At 77.0% G+C, this 21164-nt stretch carries 22 protein-coding genes and 1 pseudogene; 4 read left to right on the top strand and 19 right to left on the bottom strand.

What is annotated here, in order from left to right; all coding sequences use genetic code 11:
* Window positions 1-35: 35 nt before the first annotated feature.
* On the top strand, window positions 36-950 hold the full coding sequence (locus ACI769_RS03250) for a LysR family transcriptional regulator ArgP (protein ID WP_409141142.1): 915 nt from the start codon (window positions 36-38) through the stop codon (window positions 948-950).
* Between the two features lie 24 nt (window positions 951-974).
* Here ACI769_RS03250 and ACI769_RS03245 read toward each other — a convergent pair whose 3' ends face one another.
* From ACI769_RS03245 to ACI769_RS03170, 16 genes are all read right to left on the bottom strand, one after another.
* The gene (locus ACI769_RS03245) at window positions 975-1322 is read right to left on the bottom strand and encodes an STAS domain-containing protein (RefSeq protein WP_170963661.1); all 348 of its coding nucleotides are present in this window, start codon (window positions 1320-1322) and stop codon (window positions 975-977) included.
* A gap of 45 nt (window positions 1323-1367) precedes the next feature.
* Entirely contained in the window at window positions 1368-1631 is a 264-nt protein-coding gene (locus ACI769_RS03240) for a GlsB/YeaQ/YmgE family stress response membrane protein (RefSeq protein ID WP_009863124.1), read from the bottom strand.
* Between the two features lie 148 nt (window positions 1632-1779).
* Complete coding sequence (locus ACI769_RS03235) at window positions 1780-3222, bottom strand: hypothetical protein (RefSeq protein ID WP_409141141.1); 1443 nt, start codon at window positions 3220-3222, stop codon at window positions 1780-1782.
* Window positions 3219-3917, bottom strand: coding sequence for a 4'-phosphopantetheinyl transferase family protein (locus ACI769_RS03230; protein WP_409141140.1), 699 nt, complete (start codon window positions 3915-3917; stop codon window positions 3219-3221). Before ACI769_RS03230 ends, ACI769_RS03235 begins: the two co-directional genes overlap by 4 nt.
* A complete protein-coding gene (locus ACI769_RS03225) occupies window positions 3914-4612 on the bottom strand; it encodes an HAD-IA family hydrolase (protein WP_409141139.1) in 699 nt (232 codons plus the stop codon). The genes ACI769_RS03230 and ACI769_RS03225 overlap by 4 nt, the downstream gene beginning before the upstream one ends.
* The gene (locus tag ACI769_RS03220) at window positions 4609-6690 is read right to left on the bottom strand and encodes a hypothetical protein (RefSeq protein ID WP_409141138.1); all 2082 of its coding nucleotides are present in this window, start codon (window positions 6688-6690) and stop codon (window positions 4609-4611) included. Before ACI769_RS03220 ends, ACI769_RS03225 begins: the two co-directional genes overlap by 4 nt.
* Window positions 6687-8174: an MATE family efflux transporter gene (locus ACI769_RS03215; RefSeq protein ID WP_409141137.1), complete on the bottom strand. Its 1488-nt coding sequence runs from the start codon at window positions 8172-8174 to the stop codon at window positions 6687-6689. Before ACI769_RS03215 ends, ACI769_RS03220 begins: the two co-directional genes overlap by 4 nt.
* A complete protein-coding gene (locus ACI769_RS03210) occupies window positions 8158-9396 on the bottom strand; it encodes an acyl-CoA dehydrogenase family protein (protein WP_409141136.1) in 1239 nt (412 codons plus the stop codon). The genes ACI769_RS03215 and ACI769_RS03210 overlap by 17 nt, the downstream gene beginning before the upstream one ends.
* The gene (locus ACI769_RS03205) at window positions 9393-10163 is read right to left on the bottom strand and encodes an acyl-CoA dehydrogenase family protein (protein ID WP_144723496.1); all 771 of its coding nucleotides are present in this window, start codon (window positions 10161-10163) and stop codon (window positions 9393-9395) included. The genes ACI769_RS03210 and ACI769_RS03205 overlap by 4 nt, the downstream gene beginning before the upstream one ends.
* The gene (locus ACI769_RS03200; protein WP_409141135.1) at window positions 10160-11092 is read right to left on the bottom strand and encodes a hypothetical protein; all 933 of its coding nucleotides are present in this window, start codon (window positions 11090-11092) and stop codon (window positions 10160-10162) included. Before ACI769_RS03200 ends, ACI769_RS03205 begins: the two co-directional genes overlap by 4 nt.
* 79 nt (window positions 11093-11171) lie before the next feature.
* Complete coding sequence (locus ACI769_RS03195; protein ID WP_021482864.1) at window positions 11172-11456, bottom strand: acyl carrier protein; 285 nt, start codon at window positions 11454-11456, stop codon at window positions 11172-11174.
* 73 nt (window positions 11457-11529) lie between these two features.
* Window positions 11530-12849 (bottom strand): type III PLP-dependent enzyme, encoded by a 1320-nt coding sequence (locus ACI769_RS03190; RefSeq protein WP_409141134.1) that lies wholly within the window; start codon window positions 12847-12849, stop codon window positions 11530-11532.
* Window positions 12846-14300 (bottom strand): hypothetical protein, encoded by a 1455-nt coding sequence (locus ACI769_RS03185; RefSeq protein ID WP_409141133.1) that lies wholly within the window; start codon window positions 14298-14300, stop codon window positions 12846-12848. Before ACI769_RS03185 ends, ACI769_RS03190 begins: the two co-directional genes overlap by 4 nt.
* Window positions 14297-15328, bottom strand: a complete 1032-nt coding sequence (locus ACI769_RS03180) for a 3-oxoacyl-[acyl-carrier-protein] synthase III C-terminal domain-containing protein (protein WP_409141132.1) — start codon at window positions 15326-15328, stop codon at window positions 14297-14299. Before ACI769_RS03180 ends, ACI769_RS03185 begins: the two co-directional genes overlap by 4 nt.
* Window positions 15325-15591 carry an acyl carrier protein gene (locus ACI769_RS03175; RefSeq protein WP_409141131.1) on the bottom strand — a complete coding sequence of 89 codons (267 nt, stop codon included), beginning with the start codon at window positions 15589-15591 and terminating at the stop codon, window positions 15325-15327. The genes ACI769_RS03180 and ACI769_RS03175 overlap by 4 nt, the downstream gene beginning before the upstream one ends.
* On the bottom strand, window positions 15588-17408 hold the full coding sequence (locus tag ACI769_RS03170) for a fatty acyl-AMP ligase (protein WP_409141130.1): 1821 nt from the start codon (window positions 17406-17408) through the stop codon (window positions 15588-15590). Before ACI769_RS03170 ends, ACI769_RS03175 begins: the two co-directional genes overlap by 4 nt.
* Window positions 17409-17637: 229 nt before the next feature.
* Between ACI769_RS03170 and ACI769_RS03165 the strand changes: the two genes are divergently transcribed.
* The gene (locus tag ACI769_RS03165; protein ID WP_409141129.1) at window positions 17638-18294 is read left to right on the top strand and encodes a LuxR C-terminal-related transcriptional regulator; all 657 of its coding nucleotides are present in this window, start codon (window positions 17638-17640) and stop codon (window positions 18292-18294) included.
* 130 nt (window positions 18295-18424) lie between these two features.
* On the opposite strand, the gene ACI769_RS03160 is transcribed toward ACI769_RS03165, so the two are convergent.
* Both ACI769_RS03160 and ACI769_RS03155 read right to left on the bottom strand, forming a co-directional pair.
* Window positions 18425-18955, bottom strand: coding sequence for a hypothetical protein (locus ACI769_RS03160; RefSeq protein WP_409141128.1), 531 nt, complete (start codon window positions 18953-18955; stop codon window positions 18425-18427).
* Between the two features lie 157 nt (window positions 18956-19112).
* On the bottom strand, window positions 19113-19532 hold the full coding sequence (locus tag ACI769_RS03155; RefSeq protein ID WP_171467173.1) for a VOC family protein: 420 nt from the start codon (window positions 19530-19532) through the stop codon (window positions 19113-19115).
* Between the two features lie 61 nt (window positions 19533-19593).
* Between ACI769_RS03155 and ACI769_RS03150 the strand changes: the two genes are divergently transcribed.
* Window positions 19594-20223, top strand: coding sequence for a putative glycolipid-binding domain-containing protein (locus ACI769_RS03150; RefSeq protein WP_255437412.1), 630 nt, complete (start codon window positions 19594-19596; stop codon window positions 20221-20223).
* Between the two features lie 102 nt (window positions 20224-20325).
* Here ACI769_RS03150 and arfB read toward each other — a convergent pair whose 3' ends face one another.
* The gene (arfB, locus tag ACI769_RS03145) at window positions 20326-20763 is read right to left on the bottom strand and encodes an alternative ribosome rescue aminoacyl-tRNA hydrolase ArfB (RefSeq protein WP_043657909.1); all 438 of its coding nucleotides are present in this window, start codon (window positions 20761-20763) and stop codon (window positions 20326-20328) included.
* Between the two features lie 256 nt (window positions 20764-21019).
* Between arfB and ACI769_RS03140 the strand changes: the two are divergent.
* Window positions 21020-21164: pseudogene (locus tag ACI769_RS03140) on the top strand (superoxide dismutase); the annotation flags it as partial.

Here is a 21164-nt window from a genome sequence, read left to right as displayed (position 1 = left end):
CAGCGATAGATTCTGCAGAACCATAAGATGCGCTCATGGTTGACCTTCAGCCCGACCAGCTCCGCGCGCTCGAGGCGATCGCCGCGACCGGCACGTTCGACGCCGCGGCGCGCCGGCTCGGCGTCACGCCGTCGGCGGTGAGCCAGCGCATGCGTGCGCTGGAGTCCGCCGTCGGGCAGGTGCTGGTGCGGCGGGGCAAGCCCGCGGAGCTGACCCCGCCCGGGCGGGTGCTCGTGCGGCACGCACGCCACCTCGCGCTCCAGCAGGCGGACGTGCTCGCCGAGCTGGGCATCGGGCGGGACGGGCAGGACGCGGGCGACCCGGCGCCGCTGCCCGAGATCACGCTCGTCGTCTCCGGGGACGCCCTGACGACGTGGGCGCTGCCCGCGCTCGCCGAGGCGGCGCGGTGGGCACGGCTGGAGGTGCTCCGCGAGGACGAGGAGCACTCGATCGGTCTCCTGCGCGACGGGACGGCGGTCGCCGCGGTCACGTCGGTGGCGGACGCGGTGCCGGGCTGCCGGTCGACCCTCCTGGGCCGGATGCGCTACCGGCCGTGCGCGAGCCCGGCGTTCGTCGAGCGCTGGTTCCCCGACGGCCCGACGGCCGCCGCGCTCTCCCGGGCGCCCGTCCTCGCGTTCGACCGCAAGGACGACCTCCAGGAGCGCTACCTGCGGCTGCGGGCGGAGGAGGCGGGCACCGCGCTCGACCCGCCGCGCCACTACGTCCCGGCGTCGCACGAGTTCCGCCGGGCCGTCGAGCTCGGCATGGGGTGGGCGATGCTGCCCGACCTGCAGAGCGCCCGGGCCGAGCGGGCCGGGCACCTCGTCGGCTTCGACGACGAGCGGGCGACGGAGGTGCCGCAGCACTGGCAGCAGTGGCGGCTGCACTCCGCCTCGCTCGACCGGCTCGCGACGGCGGTCGCACGCGCGGCGCGCGACGCGCTGGGATAGCACGTCGCGCGCCGCGGGCGTCGGTCAGCCGGCCAGCGCACCGGCCGGTTCGTCGGGCGGGGGCACCTCGTCGGGGCCGACGATCTCGACGAGGTCGAGGGCGTGGCTGAACTCCAGGATCTCGAGCACCTGGGGCGGGACGCCGAGGAGTCGCGGTCGCGACTCCTCGGTCACCTTCATGAGGAGCAGGTGCAGCCCCGACGAGTCCATGAACGTCACGGCCGAGAGGTCGACCGTCTTGGGTCGGCCGTCGATCGTGGCGGCGAGCCGTGCCTTGACGTCGTGGGTGACCGCGAAGTCGATCTGGCCCCACATCACCCAGCGACGGCCGCCGTCCTCGACGCGGACTCCCCCGGTGCCAGTGCTCCCCACGACGCTCCCGTCCCCGACGTCACCGACGGTGCGCCGTGCGCACGGTCAGCCCCGGTTGTTCCGGGTGACCGCACCGTACACGCCGAGGGTGATGAGCGAACCCAGGATGGCGAGGAGCCAGGTGCGGAAGTCGCCCAGGTCGCCCAGCGAGGTCCCGAAGAACACCGAGCCGAGCCACCCACCGAGCAGCGCGCCCAGGATGCCCAGCAGGATCGTGATGATCACCGAACCGGTCTGCTTGCCCGGCAGGACGGCACGGGCGATGAGACCGGCCACGAGGCCGAGGACGATGTACGCGATCCAACCCATGAGTACTCCTCCGATATGTCGGTTTCCCTTGCGGACGTGAACACTCCCAGGGTCCGGGACTCCTCGCACGCGCTGGCGCCGTCTCACCCGCACCCCGTTGCGGACGTCACACCGCCCGACGCGCGGGGCGCAGCCCTCGCTGCCCCGGTCAGGGGGCGCGCGGGGCGGCAGGCCGAGGGGCGCGTCGAGGCGACGGCGGGGTCGGGGCCCGGGACGCCGCCAGGACCGTGCGCTCGACGTCCCGCACCACGGACGCCGCGGTCGCGTCGTCGAGGCGCGCCGCGTCCGCCGTGAGCACGACGTCGACGCCGCCGTCCGGCGCGTCCACGAGGTGCAGCGTGAGCGTGACGCCGCCCTGCTCGTCGGACGCGTCGGCGCGCGCCAGCCGCCGCGACCGCGTGGGTCGTGCGCGCAGCGTCCGGTCGGGCCCGGTGCCGCGCCGGTCGTTGTACCAGCAGGTCTCGTCGTGCGCGGTCGTCGGGTCGGCGGCGGCCTCGCGTCGGAGCAGGTCCTTGTCGTAGTACGCCGAGCGGTACGCCGTCATCGCGGCCCGCCAGACGCGCGGCCCGACCTCCTCGAACGGGGCGTCGAGGCCGTCGACGTGGAGCAGCCCCTCCATCGCCGTCGTCACGACGGCGTCCGCGAGCGCCGGCCGGAACCGGTTGCTCACCATGACCTGGAGCGCGAGGTCGCCGCGGCCCGCGGCGGCGGCCAGCGCCCGGCACGACGCCGCGAGCAGCACGCCGGACGTGCTCGTGCGCCACCGGGCGGCCACGCGCTCCGCGGCGGGCCCGAGGCGGAGCGAGCGCAGGACGGTCTGCCGGTAGCGCGGCCGCGCGGCGGCCTCCGCGCCTCCCGCGCCTCCGTCCTCCGTGCCCTCGTCTCCTCTGCCCTCGCGGACGGCGCTCCCGCTGTCCGGGCCCTCGCCGTCGGCGCTCCCTCGCGGGAAGACGACGACGGGCGCCGCCCGCATCGTGCGCAGGGTGCGTGCTCGGGCGGCGGCGTCGTGCCGGCGGCCGTCGTGCGACGTCTGCCAGGCCGCCTCGTCGAGCGGCGTCCACGCGGCCCGCTCCGGCGGGGCGCTCCCCGCGGCGAGGGCCGTGAGGTCGGCGTCGAGCACGGGCAGGCCCCAGCCGTCGAGGGCCGTGTGCGCGACGACGAGCACGGTGTGGTGCACCGCGCCGTCGACGGTCACGAGACCGGCGCGCACGGGCAGGTCCGTCGCGTAGTCGAACCTCCGGCCCCAGAGCTCGTGACGCATGCGCGCGCCGCGCACCGCGACGGCGGCGAGGTCGTCGACGCGCTCCTCGACCACCTCGACCGTCCCGACACCGCAGAGCTCCTGGACGAAGGCGTCGCCCCGCACGTGCATTCGCGTCCGCAGGGAGTCGTGGCGCTCGACGAGCGCGCGCACCACCTCCACCGCCGCGGCGGTGGGCAGCGGTCGGTCGAGCGGACCGCCCCACACGAGGTTGAACTGGTGGTCCTGCGGCGCGAGCGCCGCCAGGGCCCGCCGGATGGCGGTCTGCCCCCACGTGGCCGGCCCCTCGCCCGCGCTCCCGCGGACCTCGACCCGGTGCACGACCCTCATCGGGCCCCCTCCCCTGCGGCGACCGGTCGCGGCACGCGGACCGGGCGGTCGCGCTGCTCCCCCGGCCAGGTCCGGACGCGGCACACGTGCGGGCGCGCGCCCGGCGTCGCGCACGCGGCGACGGCTCCGTCCGGGACCGGCACGTCGGACACCCACCACTCCTGCCCGCGCCACGCGCCGTCGTCGGCCCGCACGAGCCCCGGGGCCGCGACGTCGAGGCCGAGCACGTCGAGCAGGCGCCCGCCGACCGCCTTGGCGCACGCCTCCAGGCGCGCGAGGCGACGCCAGTCGTCGGTGGCTCCCGCGGTCCGGGCCGCGGGGCCGAGGTAGCGCGCCGCGACGCGGGCGACGTCCACGCGGGGGTCGCGCACCTGCACGTCGACGCCCACGTCGTCGGCGGCGAGCGCGACGAGCGCGTGCCCCCCGCTCCGGCTGAGGTTCCACCGCTGCCCGACGACGGGCCCCGGCTTCCCGTGCGGCCCCACCTCCCACCGGACGTCCGCGGGTGCCAGGCCCGCGCGGCGCGCGAGGATCGCCCGGGCGGCGACGTGGGCGTGCACGTACCGGGAGGCGTCGGCGGCGACCGCGAACCGCCGGGACCGCGCCCGCTCCGCCGCGCCCAGCAGGGTGTCGCCACCGAGCACGGGGACCGTCGTGTCGACGTACCAGGCCTCGACGTCGAGGGCTCCGCTCATGCCACGACCTCCAGGCTCGCGACGCGCACGGGGCGGTCGGCCCGTACGAGGACCTCAAGCCCGCCGCGCAGGGGTCGTGCCGCCACCGGCCGCAGGTCCGGCACGCGGTGGTGCGCCCCCGGCACGGGCTCGGGCCCGACGGCGAGCACGGCCGCCGTCGCCCCGCGACCCGCCGCGACGCCCGCCGCCGAGTCCTCCAGCACGAGGCACCGCCGCGGGTCGACGCCGAGCAGCCGGGCCCCGGCGCGGAAGCCCTCGGGGTCGGGCTTCCCGCGCGTCACGTCCTCCGAGCACACGAGGCGCCCCGGCACCGGCAGCCCCGCCGCGGTGAGGCGCGCGAGAGCGACCTCGCGCGCCGCCGACGTCACGACGGTCCACGTGCGCGGGTCCAGACCGGCGAGCAGCTCGGCCGCGCCCGGCACGGCGACGACGCCCTCGGTGTCGTCGCACGAGAGGCGGTGCAGCCACGCGGCCTCGCGCGCGACGTCGGCACCCGGCGCGACGAGGCGGACGACCTCGACGTCGCGCCGTCCGTGCGACGCGGCGACGACGGCCTCGCCGTCGAGCCCGAGGCGGGCGGCCCACGCGAGCGTGTGGCGCTCGATCGCGGCGGACGAGTCGACGAGCGTGCCGTCGAGGTCGAGCAGCAGCGCGTCGCCGCGCCACCGCCACACGCCCGCCGGGCCGCCGCTCACAGCAGCTCCGCCGCGCGCGCGGACCGCGCCGCGGCGTACCGGTCGGCGTACTCCTGCGCGGCACCGGTCGCGTGCTGGAGGCCGAGCGGCGCGCGGCTCGGGCGCCCGAGCGGCTCGCCCACCGCGCGGGCCACGACGGGCAGGCCGGCCGCCTCGTCCGCGAGCGCCACGAGGAGGTCGGCGGCGTCGAGCCGCTCCCCGCCCGCGGCCGACGCGCGGCGTGCCGCCCACAGCCCGCGCGAGACGTGCCGTCCGCCCGGCACGAGGCCGAGGAAACCGCGCACCTCCAGCCGCTCGCACGCGAGGACCTCCACCGTCGCCCGGGCGTCCGGGGTCCGTCCGTCGCCGTGCACGGGGTCGGGGCCGCCAGGCGCCGGGTGAGGGCGGCCCGGCCCGTCGCCCGCGGAGGACACGGTCTCGTCCGACCCGACGGCGGTCGCCGCTACGCCGTGCTCGTCCGCTACGCCGTGCTCGTCCACGACGTCCTGCTCGTCCACGACGTCGTGTTCGTCCGCCACGAGGTGCTCGGCCGCGCCGTCGAGGTCGCCGTGCGCGGCGAGGTCGGCGACGGCGTCCGCGGCCTGCGCGCCGCACGACGCGCAGCCGTGCACGACGACCCGCACCGGCACCGCGGGACCGGCCGCGCGGCAGACGACGGCCGCGTCCCGCTCGGCCAGGACCCGCACCGCGTCGAGCGCGGCCGGGTCGAGCCGGTCGTCGCGAGCGGCCATGTCGGAGCTGTCGTCGCGAGCGGCCGGGTCGAGCCGGTCGTCGCCAGCGGTCGGGCCGCGACGGTCGTCGCGTGCGGCCGGGTCGAACCGGTCGTCGCGCGCGGTCAGATCGGGCTGGGCGTGCCCCGCCGGGGACGCGCCGCCCGCCGTGGCGGCGTCCCGCACCGTGGTCGCCCAGGCCGCGCCCGCGGCGAGCGCATCGAGACCGAACGCGACGAGCTCGTCGACGCGGCCTTCGGGGCGGTCGGCGGGGACCAGCCCCGAGAGCACCCACGTCCGCACCGCGGCTGCCCGGTGCGCCGTCGTCCCGGGGCCCGCAGGCGATGGCCAGGCGGTCCGCGCGACGTCGGACCCGAGCAGCCAGCACGCCGCGCCGAGCTCGACGAGCGCGGCGGGCGCGACGCCCCCCAGCCGGGGGCAGACGCCCGCGGCGAGCGCCGCGACGTCGTGCGCGACGACCGCCGGGTCGACGCCGAGCCACCCCGCCCAGGCGTCCCAGGCCCACCCGAAGGGGTGCTCGAGCGGCTCGCCCGCCGCGGGCCGCAGCACGCGCAGCGTGCAGCGCGACCGTTCGAGCGTGACGGCGACCGGCCGCAGGGTCGCCGGGACGCGCGCCGGCGTGCGCTCCGGCCCGGGCCGGTCCCACGCGTCCGGGTCGACGACGTCGCCCGCCGGGACGGTGGCGTGCCGGGCGCCGTGCGCGTCGTTGCCCGCGAGGCTGGGGCCGTCGCCGTGCTCGAGCAGGTGCGGGAGCGTCGCGACGACCGGGTACCGCTCGCGCGCGCAGAACGTCACGACGGCCTCGTCGTCGTCGCGCGCGTCGTCGGGCAGGGTCGCGAGGTGCGCGGCGAGCCGTCGGGCGCCGTCGGCGGGGAGCACGAGGCCGAGCGTCGGCACCCACTCGTCGTGGCCGAGCGGCGCCCAGGCCTGGCCCGCCGCCGCGGCGGCGCGCACGAGGTAGGCGTTGCGCGGGCTGTTCCAGTTCGAGTACAGCGCGACGGCGTGCCGCGGCCGGGCCCGCACCGCCCGCCGGACGAGCTCGGCGAAGCCCGCGACGGGCGTGACGTCGTCCTGCAGCACGAGGTGGTGCGTCGCGCCGGGCGCGACGGCGGCCCAGGCGCGCTTCGCGGTGCGCAGCGGGCTGGGTGGACCGTCCGGGTCGGGGTCCTCGACGACGCGGACGTCCAGCGGCGCGCACGCGCGCACGAGGGCGGACACGTCGCCCCGCGCCGGGTGGTGCATGACGACGGCGCTCAGCACCGGGTCGCAAACCTCGCCCCGCGCGGCGGTCACCGGTCCCGGCCCGGGCTCCCCGGCGCGCGCGACCGCCGCCGCCCCGGCCGTCACGACGTGACCTGCCGCGCTCTTCCGCCGCCTGCGCGTCGTCGCACGAGACGCACCGCGACGGGGAGCAGGACGGCCAGCCCGACGACGTTCGCCACCGCGATCGTCGCGTACAGCGCGGTCGGCCCGCCGCCCGCCCGCGCGAGCGCCCCGCCGACCCCGAGCGACACCGCGTGGTAGAGCACGTTGAGCGTCACGGCGACGCGCCCGTACCCGAGCTGTTCGAGCAGCGTCACGAGGTACAGCACGAGGCCCACGCCCGCGTACGACGGCCCGACGACCCGCAGGTACAGCGCCGCCTGCGCGGCGACCTCCGGGTCGGCGGAGAGCTGCCCCGCGAGCAGGGGCGCCGCCGCGAGCACGAGGGCGCCCACGACGACGTACGTCCCCGCGACCACGACCGTCCCGGCCCGGAACGTGCGCGGCAGGAGACCGAGCGCACCTGCGCCCCACTGCTGGTTCATGACGATGCTCACCGCGGCCGCGAGGCCGATGGCCGGCACGACGACGAGCGTCTGGACCGTCGCGGCGCCGCCGAACCCGGCGACGACGTCGGTACCCGACGGCCCGAGCACCCACACCATGACGAGGTTCGTCACGGTGAGCAGGAGGTAGGACAGACCGACCGGCAGGCCGACGCCGAGGAGGAGCGCGCGCACGTCGACGCCCCGGTGGTCCGCCGCGCCCGGTCGCGCGGTGCCGCGCTTCCGTCGTCCCGGGGGCGGGAGGAGGCGTGCGCGCACGAGGAGGGCCCACGCGACGCCCGCGCCCACGAGGGTCGACCCGGCGATCGCGGCCGGGACGGCGAGGACGCCGAACCCGCCGACCAGCCCGACGAGCCACACGACGAGCACCTGGAGCCCCGCGACGAGCAGCGCCACGGTCGCCGACGCACCCGTGCGACCCCAGCCGCGCAGCGCGGCGGCCGCCACCGCCGTCGGCACGGACAGGACGCTCGCGAGCACCGTCCAGCGCGCGAACGCCACGAACTCCGCGACGAGCGGGCCCGGCACGGACAGCACGGTCGCGAGCGCCGGGGCGGCGAGGACGACGAGGAGCGCCACGGCGCCGAGCACCGCACCGCCCGCGGCGACGAACCGCCCCAGGAGCGCCGTCGTCGCGGACGACGGCACGGCGTCCCGGCCGCGCGCGCCGCGAAGGCGCGCGAACCCGACCTGCGTCGAGACGTCGAGACCCTCCTGGACGGCGAGGACGAGGAACGTCACGGGGATGAACAGCGAGCGCACGTACAGGGCGTCGTCGCCCATGTGGCCGAGGAGCGCCGCGACGACGAGCTGCGCGAGCGCCCCGACGACGAGCGCGGCGCAGATCGGGCCCGCGAGCCGCAGGACGCGTCGGCGCAGCTCCGCGACCGACGGCGCCGACGCGCCCGGCAGCCCCGACCCGCCCGGCGGCGCGGCGTCAGGATCGGGCCCGGGGACGGGCAGGGCCGGTGCCGTTCCCGCCTCCCTAGACGAGCTCGACATGCCGTGCCCTGCCCTGCAGCCAGCCCTGGGCGAGCGTGAGCCGCTGGACTGTCCGCGTGCCCTCCATCATCTCCAGGCCGGGTACGTCGCGGACGAGCTTGTCGAGGTACGGGTGCTCCCACCGCGCGCCAGGGCCGAGCAGGGCGGGCACCGCGCGCGTGACCTCCTCCGCGAGGTCCAGCGCCGTGGCCTTCGCCGCCGCGGGCAGCGTCCCGTCCGCCGGATCGGCGTCGGCGCCGCGCGCCGCCTGAAGCACGAGGGCCCGGGCCGCGTGGAGACGGTCGTCGAAGGTCTCGAGCAGCAGGCGCTCGTCGGCCCGGAACGACGACCGCTCGGCCCGCACGTAGTCGAGGGCCGCCTGCGTGACGCCCACGGCGAGCGCCGCGACGACGGGCCGCAGCCGGTTGAACGTGCGGACCGCCCCGAGGAGCCCGCGGCGCGACGGCGAGAGGTGCCGCCCCAGGGTGTCCTCCGGGCGGAGCGGCACGTCGCGGAACCGGACCTCGCCGAGCTGCACGGCCCGCATGCCCGTCGTCACGAGGGGCGCGGCGTCGAAGCCCGGGCGCGCGGTGTCGACGAGGTAGACCCCGACCCCGAGCGGGCCGGGGCGGTGCCGCGCGAACACGACGCCGAGGCTCGCCCGGGCGACGTTGCCGACGTACTTCTTGTGGCCGCGCAGGACGGCGCCCGGGCTCCCGTCGTCCGCGGCTGCGCCGCCCTCGGTCGCACCGTCCTCGATCGCGCCGTCCGCCGTCGCGCCGCCCGTGGGCGCGCCTCCCGCGACCACCGCGGTCTCGAGCGCGGCGGCGTCCGAGCCGCGGTCGGGCTCGGTGAGCCCGAAGAACGTCCACGTGCGCGGCTGCGCGACGTGCCGGTAGAAGCGGTCGCGCTGCTCGTCGTCCGCGAGGTCGTCCACGACGACCCCGGACATCGACGGCCCCGGCGCCCCGACGACGACGGACGCGTCGCCCCACGCGAGCGTCTCCGCGACGACGGCGCGCTCGACGCACGTCCGCACGAGCACGGGCACGCCCCGCACGCGCAGCGGGTCGTCGAGATAGCCGGGCGGGAAGCCGCCGAGCTGCCGGTACGGCAGGACGCCGGCGTCGAGGAGCGCGTGCAGCGCGCCGGGGTCGGCGTCGACCGCGAGCGCGCGCTCGCGGAGCGCGACGGCCACGGGGCGCAGGTGGTCCCGCAGCGCCAGGAGGTCGACCGTGGTCATGCGTCCTGCCCTTCCCCGCCGCGGGTCGCCCCGGTCGGCAGCGTCCCGCTCGCATGGCCGGACAGGTCGATCGTGCGGGCCAGCCGGGCCGCGTCGCCGTCGACGAACCCGGAGGCGCCGAACAGGTTGTGGACGGTGCGCGACGTGCGGTCGAGCACCGCGGTGACGCGCGCGAGCGTCGTGGCGGGCACCGGTCGGTTGTCCGCCCGCTCCCCGGGCTCCGCGGTCACGCGCGCCAGCAGCGCCTGCGCCTCCAGGTGCGCGAGCGCGGCGTCCGCGAGGACGAGGCGGACCGGCGGCAGGTTCACCGTCGCCGTGCCGCCGATGCTCCGGCCGCGCAGCCGGTCGACCGCACGGTCGGCCAGCCGTTCGCACAGGCCGGTCCGCGCCCACGCGACCCCGACGCGCCACGCGGCGTCCGCGGCACGGTCACGCCGGTCGTCCACCGGCTCGGACGCCGCCGCGCGCCAGGCGAGCAGCGGGCCCGCGTCCGACAGCACCTCGCCCAGCAGCGCCGACCCGGGCGGCGGGGCGACGTCGTCGGGCAGCAGGACGCACTCCCCCGGCAGCACGGCGACCGGCAGCACCGCGGCGAGCGCGACGAGCGCCGCGACCGCGCCCTGCTCGCGCGCGACGTCGCGCACCCCGGCGATCCTGGTGACCCGGGCGGTCCCGGCCCCCGAGGTCGCAGCACCCCCCGCAGCGCCCGGCGCCGCGACGCCGGCGCTCACCGTGCCCGCGTCCCGCGGGACGACCCCCGCGCTCATGCGAGCACCGCCTCGCGGGCGCGGCCGCCGGCCTCCGGGGCCGTCGCGGCCGACCGCGGACCGAGGGCGAGCGAGCAGCGGTAGCCGAGCTCGACGCACCGCTCGTGCAGCACGACGGGCGCGTCCGGGGCGTCGTCGCGCGCGAGCACCTCCCAGACGCCCGTCGCCGCGGCCCCGGGGTCGGCGTGCCGCACGACGTCGCCGTCGAGCAGGATCACGTCGGCCGGGTCCACGCCGGCCGGGTCCACGTCGACGCCGAGGACGACGCGCCGGGCGTCCGGGACCACCTTCCGGGGCGCGTCGGACGCCCCCGCGGACGCGCCGCGACCCGCGGGTCGCGGACCCCGTGGGGCGCGCACGACCGACAGCTCCTCGACGGGCCGCCCCGCGCCGTCGCGCCCGACGACGAGCGCCACCACGCGGTCCCGCGCCGGGACGCGCGTGGTCGTGGGCGGGAGCGTGCACTGCTCGAGGACGAGCACGACGGCCGTCCCTGCGCGCCCGGCATCGCCCGGCCCGCCGACCGGCCCGCCTCCCGGTCCGCCGCGCGACCCGACAACGGGCCCGCCGTCGGCGAGCAGCTCGCCCGCGAGGCGCAGCGCGGTGAACGGGCCCGCGAGCCCCTGCTCCGTGACGCAGAAGGTGGACGGGCCGCCGTCGAACAGGTCCGCGACGAACCCGCCGAGGAGCCGCTCGTGCTGGAGGTCGGGCGTCGTCACGACGAGCACGACGAGGCGCACGTCGTCGAGCAGACCGCGCCCGCCGAGGGCTGCGCGTGCGGCGCGGATCATCGTCGGGTAGTCGCGGCCCGGCCCGTCCTCGAGCCAGTCCGTCGGCTGGTCCTCGCCGTAGACGTACCGCAGGTCCTCCGCGACCGAGCGCCGCGTCCCGTCCCCGACGGGCGCGAGGTCGTCGACCGGGACGTCCACGACCGCCCGCACCCGCAGCCCGTCCCCGCGCGGCCAGGACCCCCGCAAGGCTCCGGCGCCGCTGCCCCCGGACGGCACGTCAGTTCCGGGTCGAGTGCTCGACGACGAAGTCCGTCAGCGAGCCGACCGTCTCGAGGTGGTGCTGCTCGAGCGACTCCGGGTCGACCTCCATGTCGAGGGAGTCCTCGAGGGCCATGAGCAGGCCGAGGACGCTCGTGGAGTCGAGGTCGAGGTCGTCGAACAGGCGCGTCGTCGCGGTCACGTCGGGCAGCGGTCGTCCGAGGACGCTCGACAGTGCCTCGACGACGGCCCCGACGACGCGCTCGCGGCCGAGGGCCTCCTGCGGCTCGGTGCTGGTGCTCACGATGGTTCCTCCGGGTGGTGGGTCGGCGCCCGCGGGGCGGGCGGTGGCTGGACGACGACGGACGGGCGGTGGGTCAGGGGACGGCGCCGACGGCGACGGGCTCGACCCGCGCACCGAGGTCGTGGAACACCTGGCGCGCGAGGAGGTCGTCGGGCGTGTCCGCGTGCCGGACGAGGAACGTCTCGTCGCCCAGCGTGAGCACCTCGGCCGGGTACCCGTGGCTGAGGAAGTGCACCGGCGACGCCGTCGCGCCGTACGCACCGGAACGGTCCACCGCGACGAGGTCGCCCGGCGCGAGGTCGGCCGGGAGCGGCACGGCCTTGCCGATCGTGTCGTTGGGGGTGCACAGCGGGCCCGTCACGTTCCACGCGACGTGCTCGGCGGTCGACGCGGGCCCCACGCGACGCATCGGGAAGTTGCGCTTGACGAACGACCCGATGCCGACGGCCGCCATGTGGTGGTTCGTGCCGCCGTCGGCCACGGCGAACCGCTCGCCCATCGACTCCTTGACGTACCGCACGCGCGCGACGTACGTGCCGCACAGCGCCACGAGGTAGCGGCCGAGCTCCATGACGAGGTCGGTCCGGGGGTGCCGCTGCACGAACGCCTCGACGACGGGGTTGAGCGCCACGGTGAGGACCTCGACGTCGAGGTCGCGCTCGCGCTCGAAGTACGCGACGCCCAGGCCGCCGCCGACGTCGACGAGCTCGAGCGGGAACCGCAGGCGCTCCGCGAGCCGTTCGGCGAGCTCGAAGATCCGCGTCGTGTTCTCGACGATCGTGCCCTCGTCGAGGATCCGCGTCCCCATGTACACCTGGACGCCGACGACGCGGGCCGCGGTGAGGCCGTCGCACAGGTCGGGCGCGTCGAGGAGCTGCTGCTCGTCGATGCCGAACTGGCGCGGCTTGCCGCCCATGGTGAGCCCCGAGCCCTTGACCGAGAACGACGGGTTGACACGCAGCACGACGCGCGCGGGCCGTCCCACCGCCTGCGCGAGCTCGTCCACGAGCGCGAGCTCCGGGAGCGACTCGACGATGATCGCGCGCACGCCCGTGTTGAGGCACGAGACGAGCTCGTCCCGGCTCTTGCCGGGGCCGAGGAACAGGACGTCCTGCGGTGCGACGCCCGCGGCGAGCGCGGTGCGCAGCTCCGCGAGCGACGACACCTCGGCGTTCGCGCCGAGCGCGTGCAGCAGCCCGCAGACGCTGACGTTGGGGTTCGCCTTGAGCGAGTAGAAGATCCCCAGCGCGGGGTGCAGCCGCTCGCGCAGCGCCCGGTAGTTCGCGGCGAGCACGTCGCCGTCGTACACGTACACGGGGGTCCCGTACCGCTCCGCGACCGCGGCGAGGTCCGCGCTCCCGGGCGTCGTCGGCCGGGTCGGGGTCGTGGTCATCGGACGTCTCCTTCGGTGGGGCGGCCGGTGGGCCGCGAGGCCAGCCGCTCCGTCACGGCGCGGTCGAGGCGGGTCAGGGTGTCCTCGTCGGGCGCGACGAGGAGGCCGTGGAGCCGGCCCGCGAACGTCCTGCCCGGCGTCGGCCCGGACGCGCCCGACGCCCCCGCGTTGACCGTGCCGGTCCCCTGGACCACGAGGCCCGCCTCGCCGGGGGCGCCGGGCAGCAGGTCGCCGAGCAGGTCGTGGAGCGCCGCGAACGGGAGCGGCGCGTCGAGCACCAGCGGGTACTGGCGCGCGAGCGCGACCCACCCGTCGGGCTGGAACCGCTCCTGGAGCGGGACGGTGTACGTCGACATGTTGCTGCGCGCGTTGATCTCGAGCACGGGCAGGAGCCGGCCGTCGGTGCGCACGAGCGCGTCGACCCCGACGAGGCCGTGGAAGCCGTCGGCCGCGAGCCGCGCGCCGAGGCGGCCCGACAGCTCGGCCAGCGCGTCGACCTGCTCCGCCGGCAGGCGCGACGGGATGCGGTGGCCCTTGTGGACGCCGCCCTCCGTGATCGCCTCCTTGACGAAGTCGAACGCGACCGAGCCGTCCCGCGCGACCGTGAAGTGGTAGTTGAGGTCCGTCGCCTTGTCGGCCCAGACCTCCACCACGACGGCGAGGCGGTCGTCGCCCGAGCGCGCGGCCCGGCGCGCGACCATGCGCACGAGCTGGTCGAGCCGGCGCGGGTCGTCGACGACGAGGATCCCCTTCCCGGAGACGCCGTACGCGTCCTTGACGCCGACGGTCGCGCCGTCCGCGACGAGCCGCGCAGCCTCGGCGCACGCACGCTCGAAGTCCTCGACGGTGCGGCACGCCCAGCCACGCGCCTGCTCCACGCCCAGCTCGTCGCACAGACCGCGGCTGTAGACCTTGCTGTTGACGGTCTTGGTCGTCGCCGCGTCGGGGAGCACCGAGCGCAGGCCCGTCGCCGTCGCGAGGTCCTCCTCGGCCGACGACGTCCCGTGCGCGAGGAGCCGCACGCCGTCCGCCGCGAGCTCCCCCAGGCGCGCGAGCAGCGCGGGCGAGTCGAGCGCGTCGAGCGTCACCGTGCGCAGCGGGTCGCTCGACCCGGCGACGTGCACCGTGGGGAGCCCGACGCCCAGCGCGTCCAGGTGCGCGAGGTGGTCGGGGTCCGGCTCGGCCTTGAGCACGACGTGGTCGCGCGGGCCCGCGAGGAGCAGCGCGAGCTCGTCCATGCGGTGGACGAGCGCCGCCGTCGCCGACGCGCCGCCGACGGCGGGCAGGCCGACCTCTCCGGCCGCCCACGCGTCCTCGACCTCGACGTTCCCCAGCAGCACGAGCGGCGCGTCGGGCGCGCCCGCGAGCGCGCGCTTCGTCCGCGCGAGGAACGGCTCGCGGTCGGCCGTGGTGGTCTGCGGGGCTGTCCTCGTCACCTGGTCGACCGTCATGCCTGCTCCTTCGTGTCGTGGGCCGTGGCACCTTCGGAGCCTTCGGAGACCCTGAAGCCCTCCGAGGCCTCGTGGCGCAGGACCATGGCGGAGAACGTGGCGCCCAGCCCGACGGCGACCATGAGGAACGGGTCGCCGGGCCGCAGCCGACCCTCGGCGCGCGCGGCCGCGTAGCCGATGAACGAGTCCGCCCCGAAGCAGTGCCCGGTCACCGGGACGTCGTCCAGCCGGACGCGCGCGAGCGGGAGGCCGAGACGCGCGCACAGCCGCCGCCAGGACACGCGGTTGACGTTGTGCGGCAGGACCAGCGCGAGGTCGTCCAGCGTGAGGCCCGCGCGCTCGACGGCCTCCAGCACGACCTCGGCGAGCACCTCGGTGTACGTGACGCCGAACGGGCCCGCGAGGTCCTCGGGGAGCGGCACCTGGTGGTACTCGCCCAGCGTGCGGGTCGCGTAGGCGAGGACGGGGCTGCCCGGCGCGGGCCCGTCGGCGGACGAGCCTGCCGGGCCTGACGCCGCGACGAGGCACGCCGCCGTGCCCTCGCCCATGATCGTCGTGCCCTCGATGAGCCGGGAGCCCGGGCTGAACGCCTTCTCGCCCGTGAGCACGAGCGCGAGCGCGTCCGGGTCGCCGTCCGACGCGAGGAGACGCCCCGCGAGGTCGACCGCGAGCAGCGCCGACGCGCACGCGTGCTGGGTGAGCGTCCACACGACCGCGTGGTCCAGGCCGAGGCGCGTCGCGGCGTCGTGCAGCGGGTTCACCCCGACCGGGGCGACCGTCGCGATGGTCCGCGCCCCCAGCACGTACCGGACGCGGTGCTCGTTGCCCGCGAGCCCGGGCACGGCGCGCGCCGCGGCGACGAGCAGGTCGGTGAGGGTCTGCCCCGGCGCCGTGCACACCTCGCGCAGCCCGAAGAACCGCTCGAACACGCCGAGCTCGAGGTGGTCGAGGCCGAGCTCGTCGGCGAGGTCCCGGATCGGCACGCGCGTCGCGGGCACGTGCGCGCCGACGTCGACGAGGGTCGTCATGCCGCCGTCCCGGGGACGTCGACGACGCTGCGCAGGTGCGTCGCGAGCGCGCGGGGCGTCGGGTTGTCGACGACCGCCTCCGGGTCGAGGTCGACGCCGAGGACGTCCTCCAGGTCGCCGAGCAGCGCCAGCACCTGGACCGAGCCGAGGCCGAGCCCGGCGAGGTCGGCCCCCGGGTCCACGTCGGCGGGGGCGACGCCGAGCGCGCTGGCGACGTGGCGCAGCACGAGGTCGTCGAAGGCGTCGGGGCGGGGTGCGGTCATGGTCGGCTCCCTGCGAGCTCGGGGTGCGCGCGGTCGCGGGCCGCGCGCAGGGAGTGGAGCGCGGCCAGGTCGCCCCGGCCGTGCAGGTCGCGCGCCCGGCCGCGCTGGATCTTGCCGCTCGTGGTCCGCGGCACCTGGCCGGGACGCACGAGGACGACGTCGTGCACCGCGGCGCCCGAGACCGTCGCGAGGTGGGCCGCCATCTGCCGGACGACGGCGTCCAGCTCCTCCTCGGCGCTCGCCGCACCGCCCGCCCGGGCGCCCGGCGTGGGGCGGAACTCCTGGACCGCGCACAGCGTTCCCGGTCGGCCGTCCGCCTCGAACACCGCGCCCGGGCGGCCCTCGGCCCCGGGGTGCAGGCGGCGCAGCTCGCGCTCCAGGTCGTACGGGTAGAGGTTGCGCCCCGCGACGATGAGGAGCTCCTTGATGCGGCCCGTGACGACGAGCTGGCCGCCGTGCAGGGCCCCCAGGTCGCCGGTCCGCAGCCACGGGCCCGTGCCGTCCGCGGCGACGGCGCCGAAGGTCTCCACCGTCGCGGTCGCCGCCGCGTCGCCCCAGTACCCGGCCGCGACGCTGCCGCCGCGCAGCCAGACCTCGCCGACCGCGCCGTCCGGCACGGTGGCGCCCTCGCCGTCCACGACCCGCAGCTCCACCCCGCTCGGCACGCCGCAGCACACGAGGCGCGCGCCCGGCCCCTCGACCGTCGCGGCGTCGGGCAGGGCGGACAGATAGGAAGCCTCCTCCGTCACGACCAGGCGGCCGTCGGCGAGCGCCGTCTCGTCCGCCGTGACGACGAGCGGGAGGCGCCTGTCGGGGTACGTGGCCGTCAGCGTCGCCTCTGCGAGGCCGTACCCCGGACCGTGCGCGGACCCGCGGAAGCCCACGGGCTCGAACCGGCGCGTGAACGCGTCGAGGACGGCCGGGTCGACCGGCTCGGCGCCCCCGAGCGCCCAGCGCAGGCGGGACAGGTCGAGCTCGGCGAGCTGGTCGTCGCGCACGCGCCGCGCGCACTGGTCGTAGCCGAAGTTCGGCGACGCCGTGACGGTCGCCCCCGTCTCGGTGATGGCGGAGAGCCAGCGGACAGGGCGCTTGAGGAACGACGTCGAGGGCACGACGACCGCCGTCGCCCCGAGACCGAGCGGCACGAGCAGCATCCCGACGAGGCCGAAGTCGTGGTACCCCGGGAGCCAGCTGCAGAAGACGTCGTCTGGGACGAGGCCGAGCGTCGTGGTGAAGGCGTGGTGGTGGTGCAGCACGTTCGCGTGCGTGACCACGACGCCCTTGGGGCTGCTCGTGGACCCGGAGGTGTACTGGAGGAACGCGACGTCCTGCGGGCCCGGGCGGTCCCGCCGCGCCGGGCCGTCCGTCGCGCCGTCGACCACGGTGACGGCGACCGGGCCGCCGTCGGCACGTCGCAGCGGCACGGCCCACTCCGTCGTCTCGATCGCGGCGGTCGGGTCGACGAGGACGACGGCGGCGTCGCAGTCCGCGAGCATCCCGCGCACGCGCTCGCGCTGGTACGCCTGCCCGCCCGGGAGGGGGGACGGGACGGGCACCAGCCCGGCGGAGAAGCACGCGAGGAGCCCGACGACGAACGACGCGGTGGCGGAGTAGAGGACCAGCGCGCGGTCACCGGTCTCGTGGCGGGCAGCGAGGCGGGCCGCGAGCGCCGCCGCCTGCGCGTCGAGCTCGGCGTAGGTGAGCGTCCGCCGCTCCCCCACCTCCGGCACGACGACGACCGCGGGGTGGTCCGGGCGCTCGCGCACGTGGTCGCGGACGAGGTCCACGAGAGTCCGGTCGTCCGGCTGCACGCCCACGTCGCCCCCTGCTCGCCGGCGCCGGGACCGTCCCGACGCACGCGGACGCCAGGAAGCACACGCCCCACCCCGGCGGTCCGGGGGAAGCCTCGCAGCGGTTGCTCGCGGTGTAAACAAATTCACGTGGCCGGAAGAGGACAAATGCCTTCTCTCGACCGCAACCCGTCACATCGGTCCGCACCGCGGGACGGCCCGGGACCGTTGCCGGGGTCGACTACAGTCACACGGCGTGACCTCAACGGAGCGGGACCCGGTCCTCGGGGCCCGCCGTTCCGCGCGGGCCTTCGCGCTGCGCCGCGCGCACGACGTGCTCGTCCTCGACGACGGCAGCGAGACCTGCCCGGAGCCCCTGTGGCTCCGGGTCCGCGAGCGCGCCCGCCACGCCGCACGCCTCCGCGTCGTGATGCTCGGTGTCGGTCGCGAGGAGGGCACGGCCGGCGCGCCCGCGCAGGACGGCGGCCCCGGTCGTGCAACGGGTCGGCCCGGTGACGTGAGCGGCGGCGCCCCCGCGGTCGAGCGACGGGTCGCGACCTCCCTCCCGGTGTCGCTCGTCGCCCTCGACGACACCGTCGTGCTCGTGGCGCGCCCCGGGCGCACGCGCGCCGTGACCGACCGCGACGCCGTCGCCGCGCTGCGCGCCCTCGCCGAGTCCGAGTGGGACCGCGCACGGCCCGACGGCGACGCCCTCGCCCCGAGCGAGGACACGCTGCTGCGGCTGCTCGCCGAGGGCAAGACCGACACCGCCGTCGCCGTCCGGCTCGGCGTCTCGCCCCGCACCGTGCGCCGTCACGCTGCCGGCCTCATGGGGCGGCTCGGCGCCACCAGCCGGTTCGAGGCCGGCGTCCGGGCCGCGCAGCGCGGCTGGATCCGGATGACCGACCGCTGACGAGACCGTTGCCCGCCGGGGCGCCCGCCACTATCCTGGGACGAGCCCGTCGCGCTGAGCGTCGGGAAGTGGACCCGAGACCCGTCCGGATGGTCGTGGCGCTCGGGTCTCGCGCTGTCCGGGCTCGGCGCTAGAGATCGACGACCCGGCTCGCCACGGGCTCGCACCGCTGGCGCCAAGAGGTGCCCCTCGCCCACGCCCAGGCGATCGCGTCGGGCAGCGCGAGCAGCGGTTCGGCGGTCGCGCTCTCGTGCCGGTACGCCAGACTCTCCGAGCACCCCGCGGCTCGGGTGGCCTCGATCAGGTGCCTGCGGTCGCGCTGGACCAGGCTCTCGTCCCGCTCGAGGCACAGGTGCGTGCGCCGGTCGCGGGCGATGTCCTCGACGAGGGCGCGCAGGCACCTCTCGCGCCGTTCGAGCTCCGTCCTGTACGCGCCTCCTGCCCGGTAGACCGTCACCTCCGGGGCCAGTCCGACGAACGCCTCGAGGATCTTCCGGCGACGCGCGTCGCTCTCCCTCTTCATGTGGATGCGTGGCTGGCGGGGCATCGTGAGGTCGCGGACGACCCGTCGCGCCGTGTTCATCGAGCCGGGCAGCACGACGGCCGCGACGAGCAGGTACGCCCGTGCCTTGCTCTCGTCGACGAACACCTGACCGACCACGTGGCCACCCTCCCCCTGCGACGACCCGAGGGTACGCGCCGGGGTGCGACACCGGGACCGCCCGGCGACGACCGCCCGTCGCGGGAAGCGATCAGCGGCCTCGGGGACGACGTCGCGCGAGCGGGAACGACGGCCCGCCCCGTGTCAGCGCGGGCGCTCAGCGCGCCGCGTCCGCCGCGACCTGGGCGTCGCTGCGCAGGATGCAGAACTCGTTGCCCTCGGGGTCGGCGAGGACGACCCAGCCGCCGCCGTCGGGCGTGCGGCGGTCGGCGACCTGGGTCGCGCCGAGCGCGAGCAGGCGCTCGACCTCCTCCTCGCGCGACCCGTCGGTGGGCCGCAGGTCGAGGTGGACGCGGTTCTTCAGCTGCTTGTCGTCGGGCACCTCGACGAACAGGACGTGCCCACGGCTCTCGGCGGGCGTCGTCGCGTCGGACGGCGGGACGATCATGCACTCCTCGTGGCCGGGGAGGTTCGGGTCGCCGGGCACGTCGGTGTACCCGAGGACCTGGGCCCAGAAGACGGACTGCGCGTAGGCGTCCCGCGCGTCGAACGTGGTGTGGGAGATACGAGAGGTCATGGCGCGACACTGCCACGCGCTCGCCGCGCGGGCACCGGCTTTTCGGCCCACACTGACCGGCGTGAGCCCACGGACGAGGCACGTCGCATGGACCGGCTGGGACGACGACCCGGACCGCCTCGAGGCGGCGACGGTCACCGTGCGCGGCGACCGCCTGGCCGCGCTCGGCACGTCGCGCGCGACGACGTACGCCACCGCGTGGGCGCTGCGCACCGGGCCGGGCTGGGTCACGGAGCACCTCGACGTGTCGGTGCGGGGCCTCGGGTGGTCGCGGCACCTCGACCTCGTCCGGACGCCCGACGGCGCGTGGCGGGCCGACGTGCGCGAGGCGGGGACGCCGCCGTCGGGCCTGGCCGCGCCCGGGGTGGCGGACCCGGCCACGCTCGACGGCGCGCTGGACTGCGACATCGCGCTCTGCCCGGTGACGAACACGATGCCGATCCTGCGGCTCGGCCTGCTCGGGGACGACCCGCCGGCGCACGAGACGCACCTCGTCATGGCCTGGGTCGAGGTGCCGTCGCTGCGCGTCCTGCGCAGCGACCAGGTCTACGCGGCGCGCGAGCCGCTCGACCCCGCGACCGGGCAGGGTGTCGTCACGTACACCAGCGCGACGCGGGACTTCACGGCCGACCTCACCGTCGACGCCGACGGTCTGGTCGTGGACTACCCGGAGCTCGCGCGCCGCCTCTGACCCCGCCGACCACGAGGTTGCTGTCGCTCTCACGTCGAGAACGACAGCAGGGTCGTGCTCGACCGGGAGCAGGGTCGTGGTCGGTGAGGCGTGCCCGCCCGGTCAGTCGTGCGGGGGGCGGCGCAGGCGCTTGACGTCGGTCCGCCGCTTCTTGGCGGCGATCCGCCGCTCGACGGACCCGCGCGTGGGCCGCGTCGCCCGCCGCGACGGCCCGGGCGGCGCCACGGCGGCCGCCAGCAGGGCGGCGAGCCGGGTGCGCGCCGCCTCGCGGTTGCGCCGCTGCTCCCGGTGCTCGGACGCCGCGACCGTGACGACGCCCCCGACGACGCGGCGACCCAGCCGGTCCAGCAGGCGCGCGCGCTGGGCGTCGGTGAGGACCGCCGACCGGGCGACGTCCCACGACAGCTCGACCCGCGAGTCCGTCGTGTTGACGCCCTGCCCGCCGGGGCCGGACGAGCGCGAGAACCGCCACGACAGCTCCGCCTCGGGGACGACCAGTGCGGTCGTCACGCGCAGGCCGGTGCGGGCGTCGTCGGGCATCCGTCCATCGTGCCCGACGAGGACCCCCCCAGCCCAACGAATTCGGACCCCGGCCCCCTGGCCGACCACCGTCCGTCGAGCACGGGTCGAGCGACCGGAAAGGGGCCCTCCCGGTCGCGGACCGCGTGCTCGGCGCTGCCGTTCGACGGGCGGGACGACCCGTCCGACCTGCAAGATCACAGCGCGCCCTCCTTGACCTCAACCGTGGTCGAGGTCCTAGCGTGGCTGCATACCGACGGAAGGAACCTGAGGAACCATGCCTGTCTACACTCTCCCCGAGCTGTCCTACGACTACGGTGCGCTCGAGCCGCACATCTCCGGGCGGATCATGGAGCTGCACCACTCCAAGCACCACCAGGCCTACGTCACCGGCGCGAACACCGCCCTGGAGAAGCTCGCCG

This window comes from Cellulosimicrobium sp. RS (genome assembly GCF_046159675.1).
Taxonomy (GTDB): Bacteria; Actinomycetota; Actinomycetes; order Actinomycetales; family Cellulomonadaceae; genus Cellulosimicrobium; species Cellulosimicrobium funkei.
This window is presented reverse-complemented; position numbering and strand designations above follow the sequence as displayed.

Excerpts from the sequence above, each read along its gene's own strand:
- ACI769_RS03250 (WP_409141142.1), top strand. The coding sequence starts at position 36 with ATGGTTGACCTTCAGCCCGACCAGCTCCGCGCGCTCGAGGCGATCGCC.
- ACI769_RS03240 (WP_009863124.1), bottom strand. The coding sequence starts at position 1,631 with ATGGGTTGGATCGCGTACATCGTCCTCGGCCTCGTGGCCGGTCTCATC.
- ACI769_RS03235 (WP_409141141.1), bottom strand. The coding sequence starts at position 3,222 with ATGAGGGTCGTGCACCGGGTCGAGGTCCGCGGGAGCGCGGGCGAGGGG.
- ACI769_RS03230 (WP_409141140.1), bottom strand. The coding sequence starts at position 3,917 with ATGAGCGGAGCCCTCGACGTCGAGGCCTGGTACGTCGACACGACGGTC.
- ACI769_RS03215 (WP_409141137.1), bottom strand. The coding sequence starts at position 8,174 with ATGTCGAGCTCGTCTAGGGAGGCGGGAACGGCACCGGCCCTGCCCGTC.
- ACI769_RS03210 (WP_409141136.1), bottom strand. The coding sequence starts at position 9,396 with ATGACCACGGTCGACCTCCTGGCGCTGCGGGACCACCTGCGCCCCGTG.
- ACI769_RS03205 (WP_144723496.1), bottom strand. The coding sequence starts at position 10,163 with ATGAGCGCGGGGGTCGTCCCGCGGGACGCGGGCACGGTGAGCGCCGGC.
- ACI769_RS03190 (WP_409141134.1), bottom strand. The coding sequence starts at position 12,849 with ATGACCACGACCCCGACCCGGCCGACGACGCCCGGGAGCGCGGACCTC.
- ACI769_RS03185 (WP_409141133.1), bottom strand. The coding sequence starts at position 14,300 with ATGACGGTCGACCAGGTGACGAGGACAGCCCCGCAGACCACCACGGCC.
- ACI769_RS03180 (WP_409141132.1), bottom strand. The coding sequence starts at position 15,328 with ATGACGACCCTCGTCGACGTCGGCGCGCACGTGCCCGCGACGCGCGTG.
- ACI769_RS03175 (WP_409141131.1), bottom strand. The coding sequence starts at position 15,591 with ATGACCGCACCCCGCCCCGACGCCTTCGACGACCTCGTGCTGCGCCAC.
- ACI769_RS03155 (WP_171467173.1), bottom strand. The coding sequence starts at position 19,532 with ATGACCTCTCGTATCTCCCACACCACGTTCGACGCGCGGGACGCCTAC.
- arfB (WP_043657909.1), bottom strand. The coding sequence starts at position 20,763 with ATGCCCGACGACGCCCGCACCGGCCTGCGCGTGACGACCGCACTGGTC.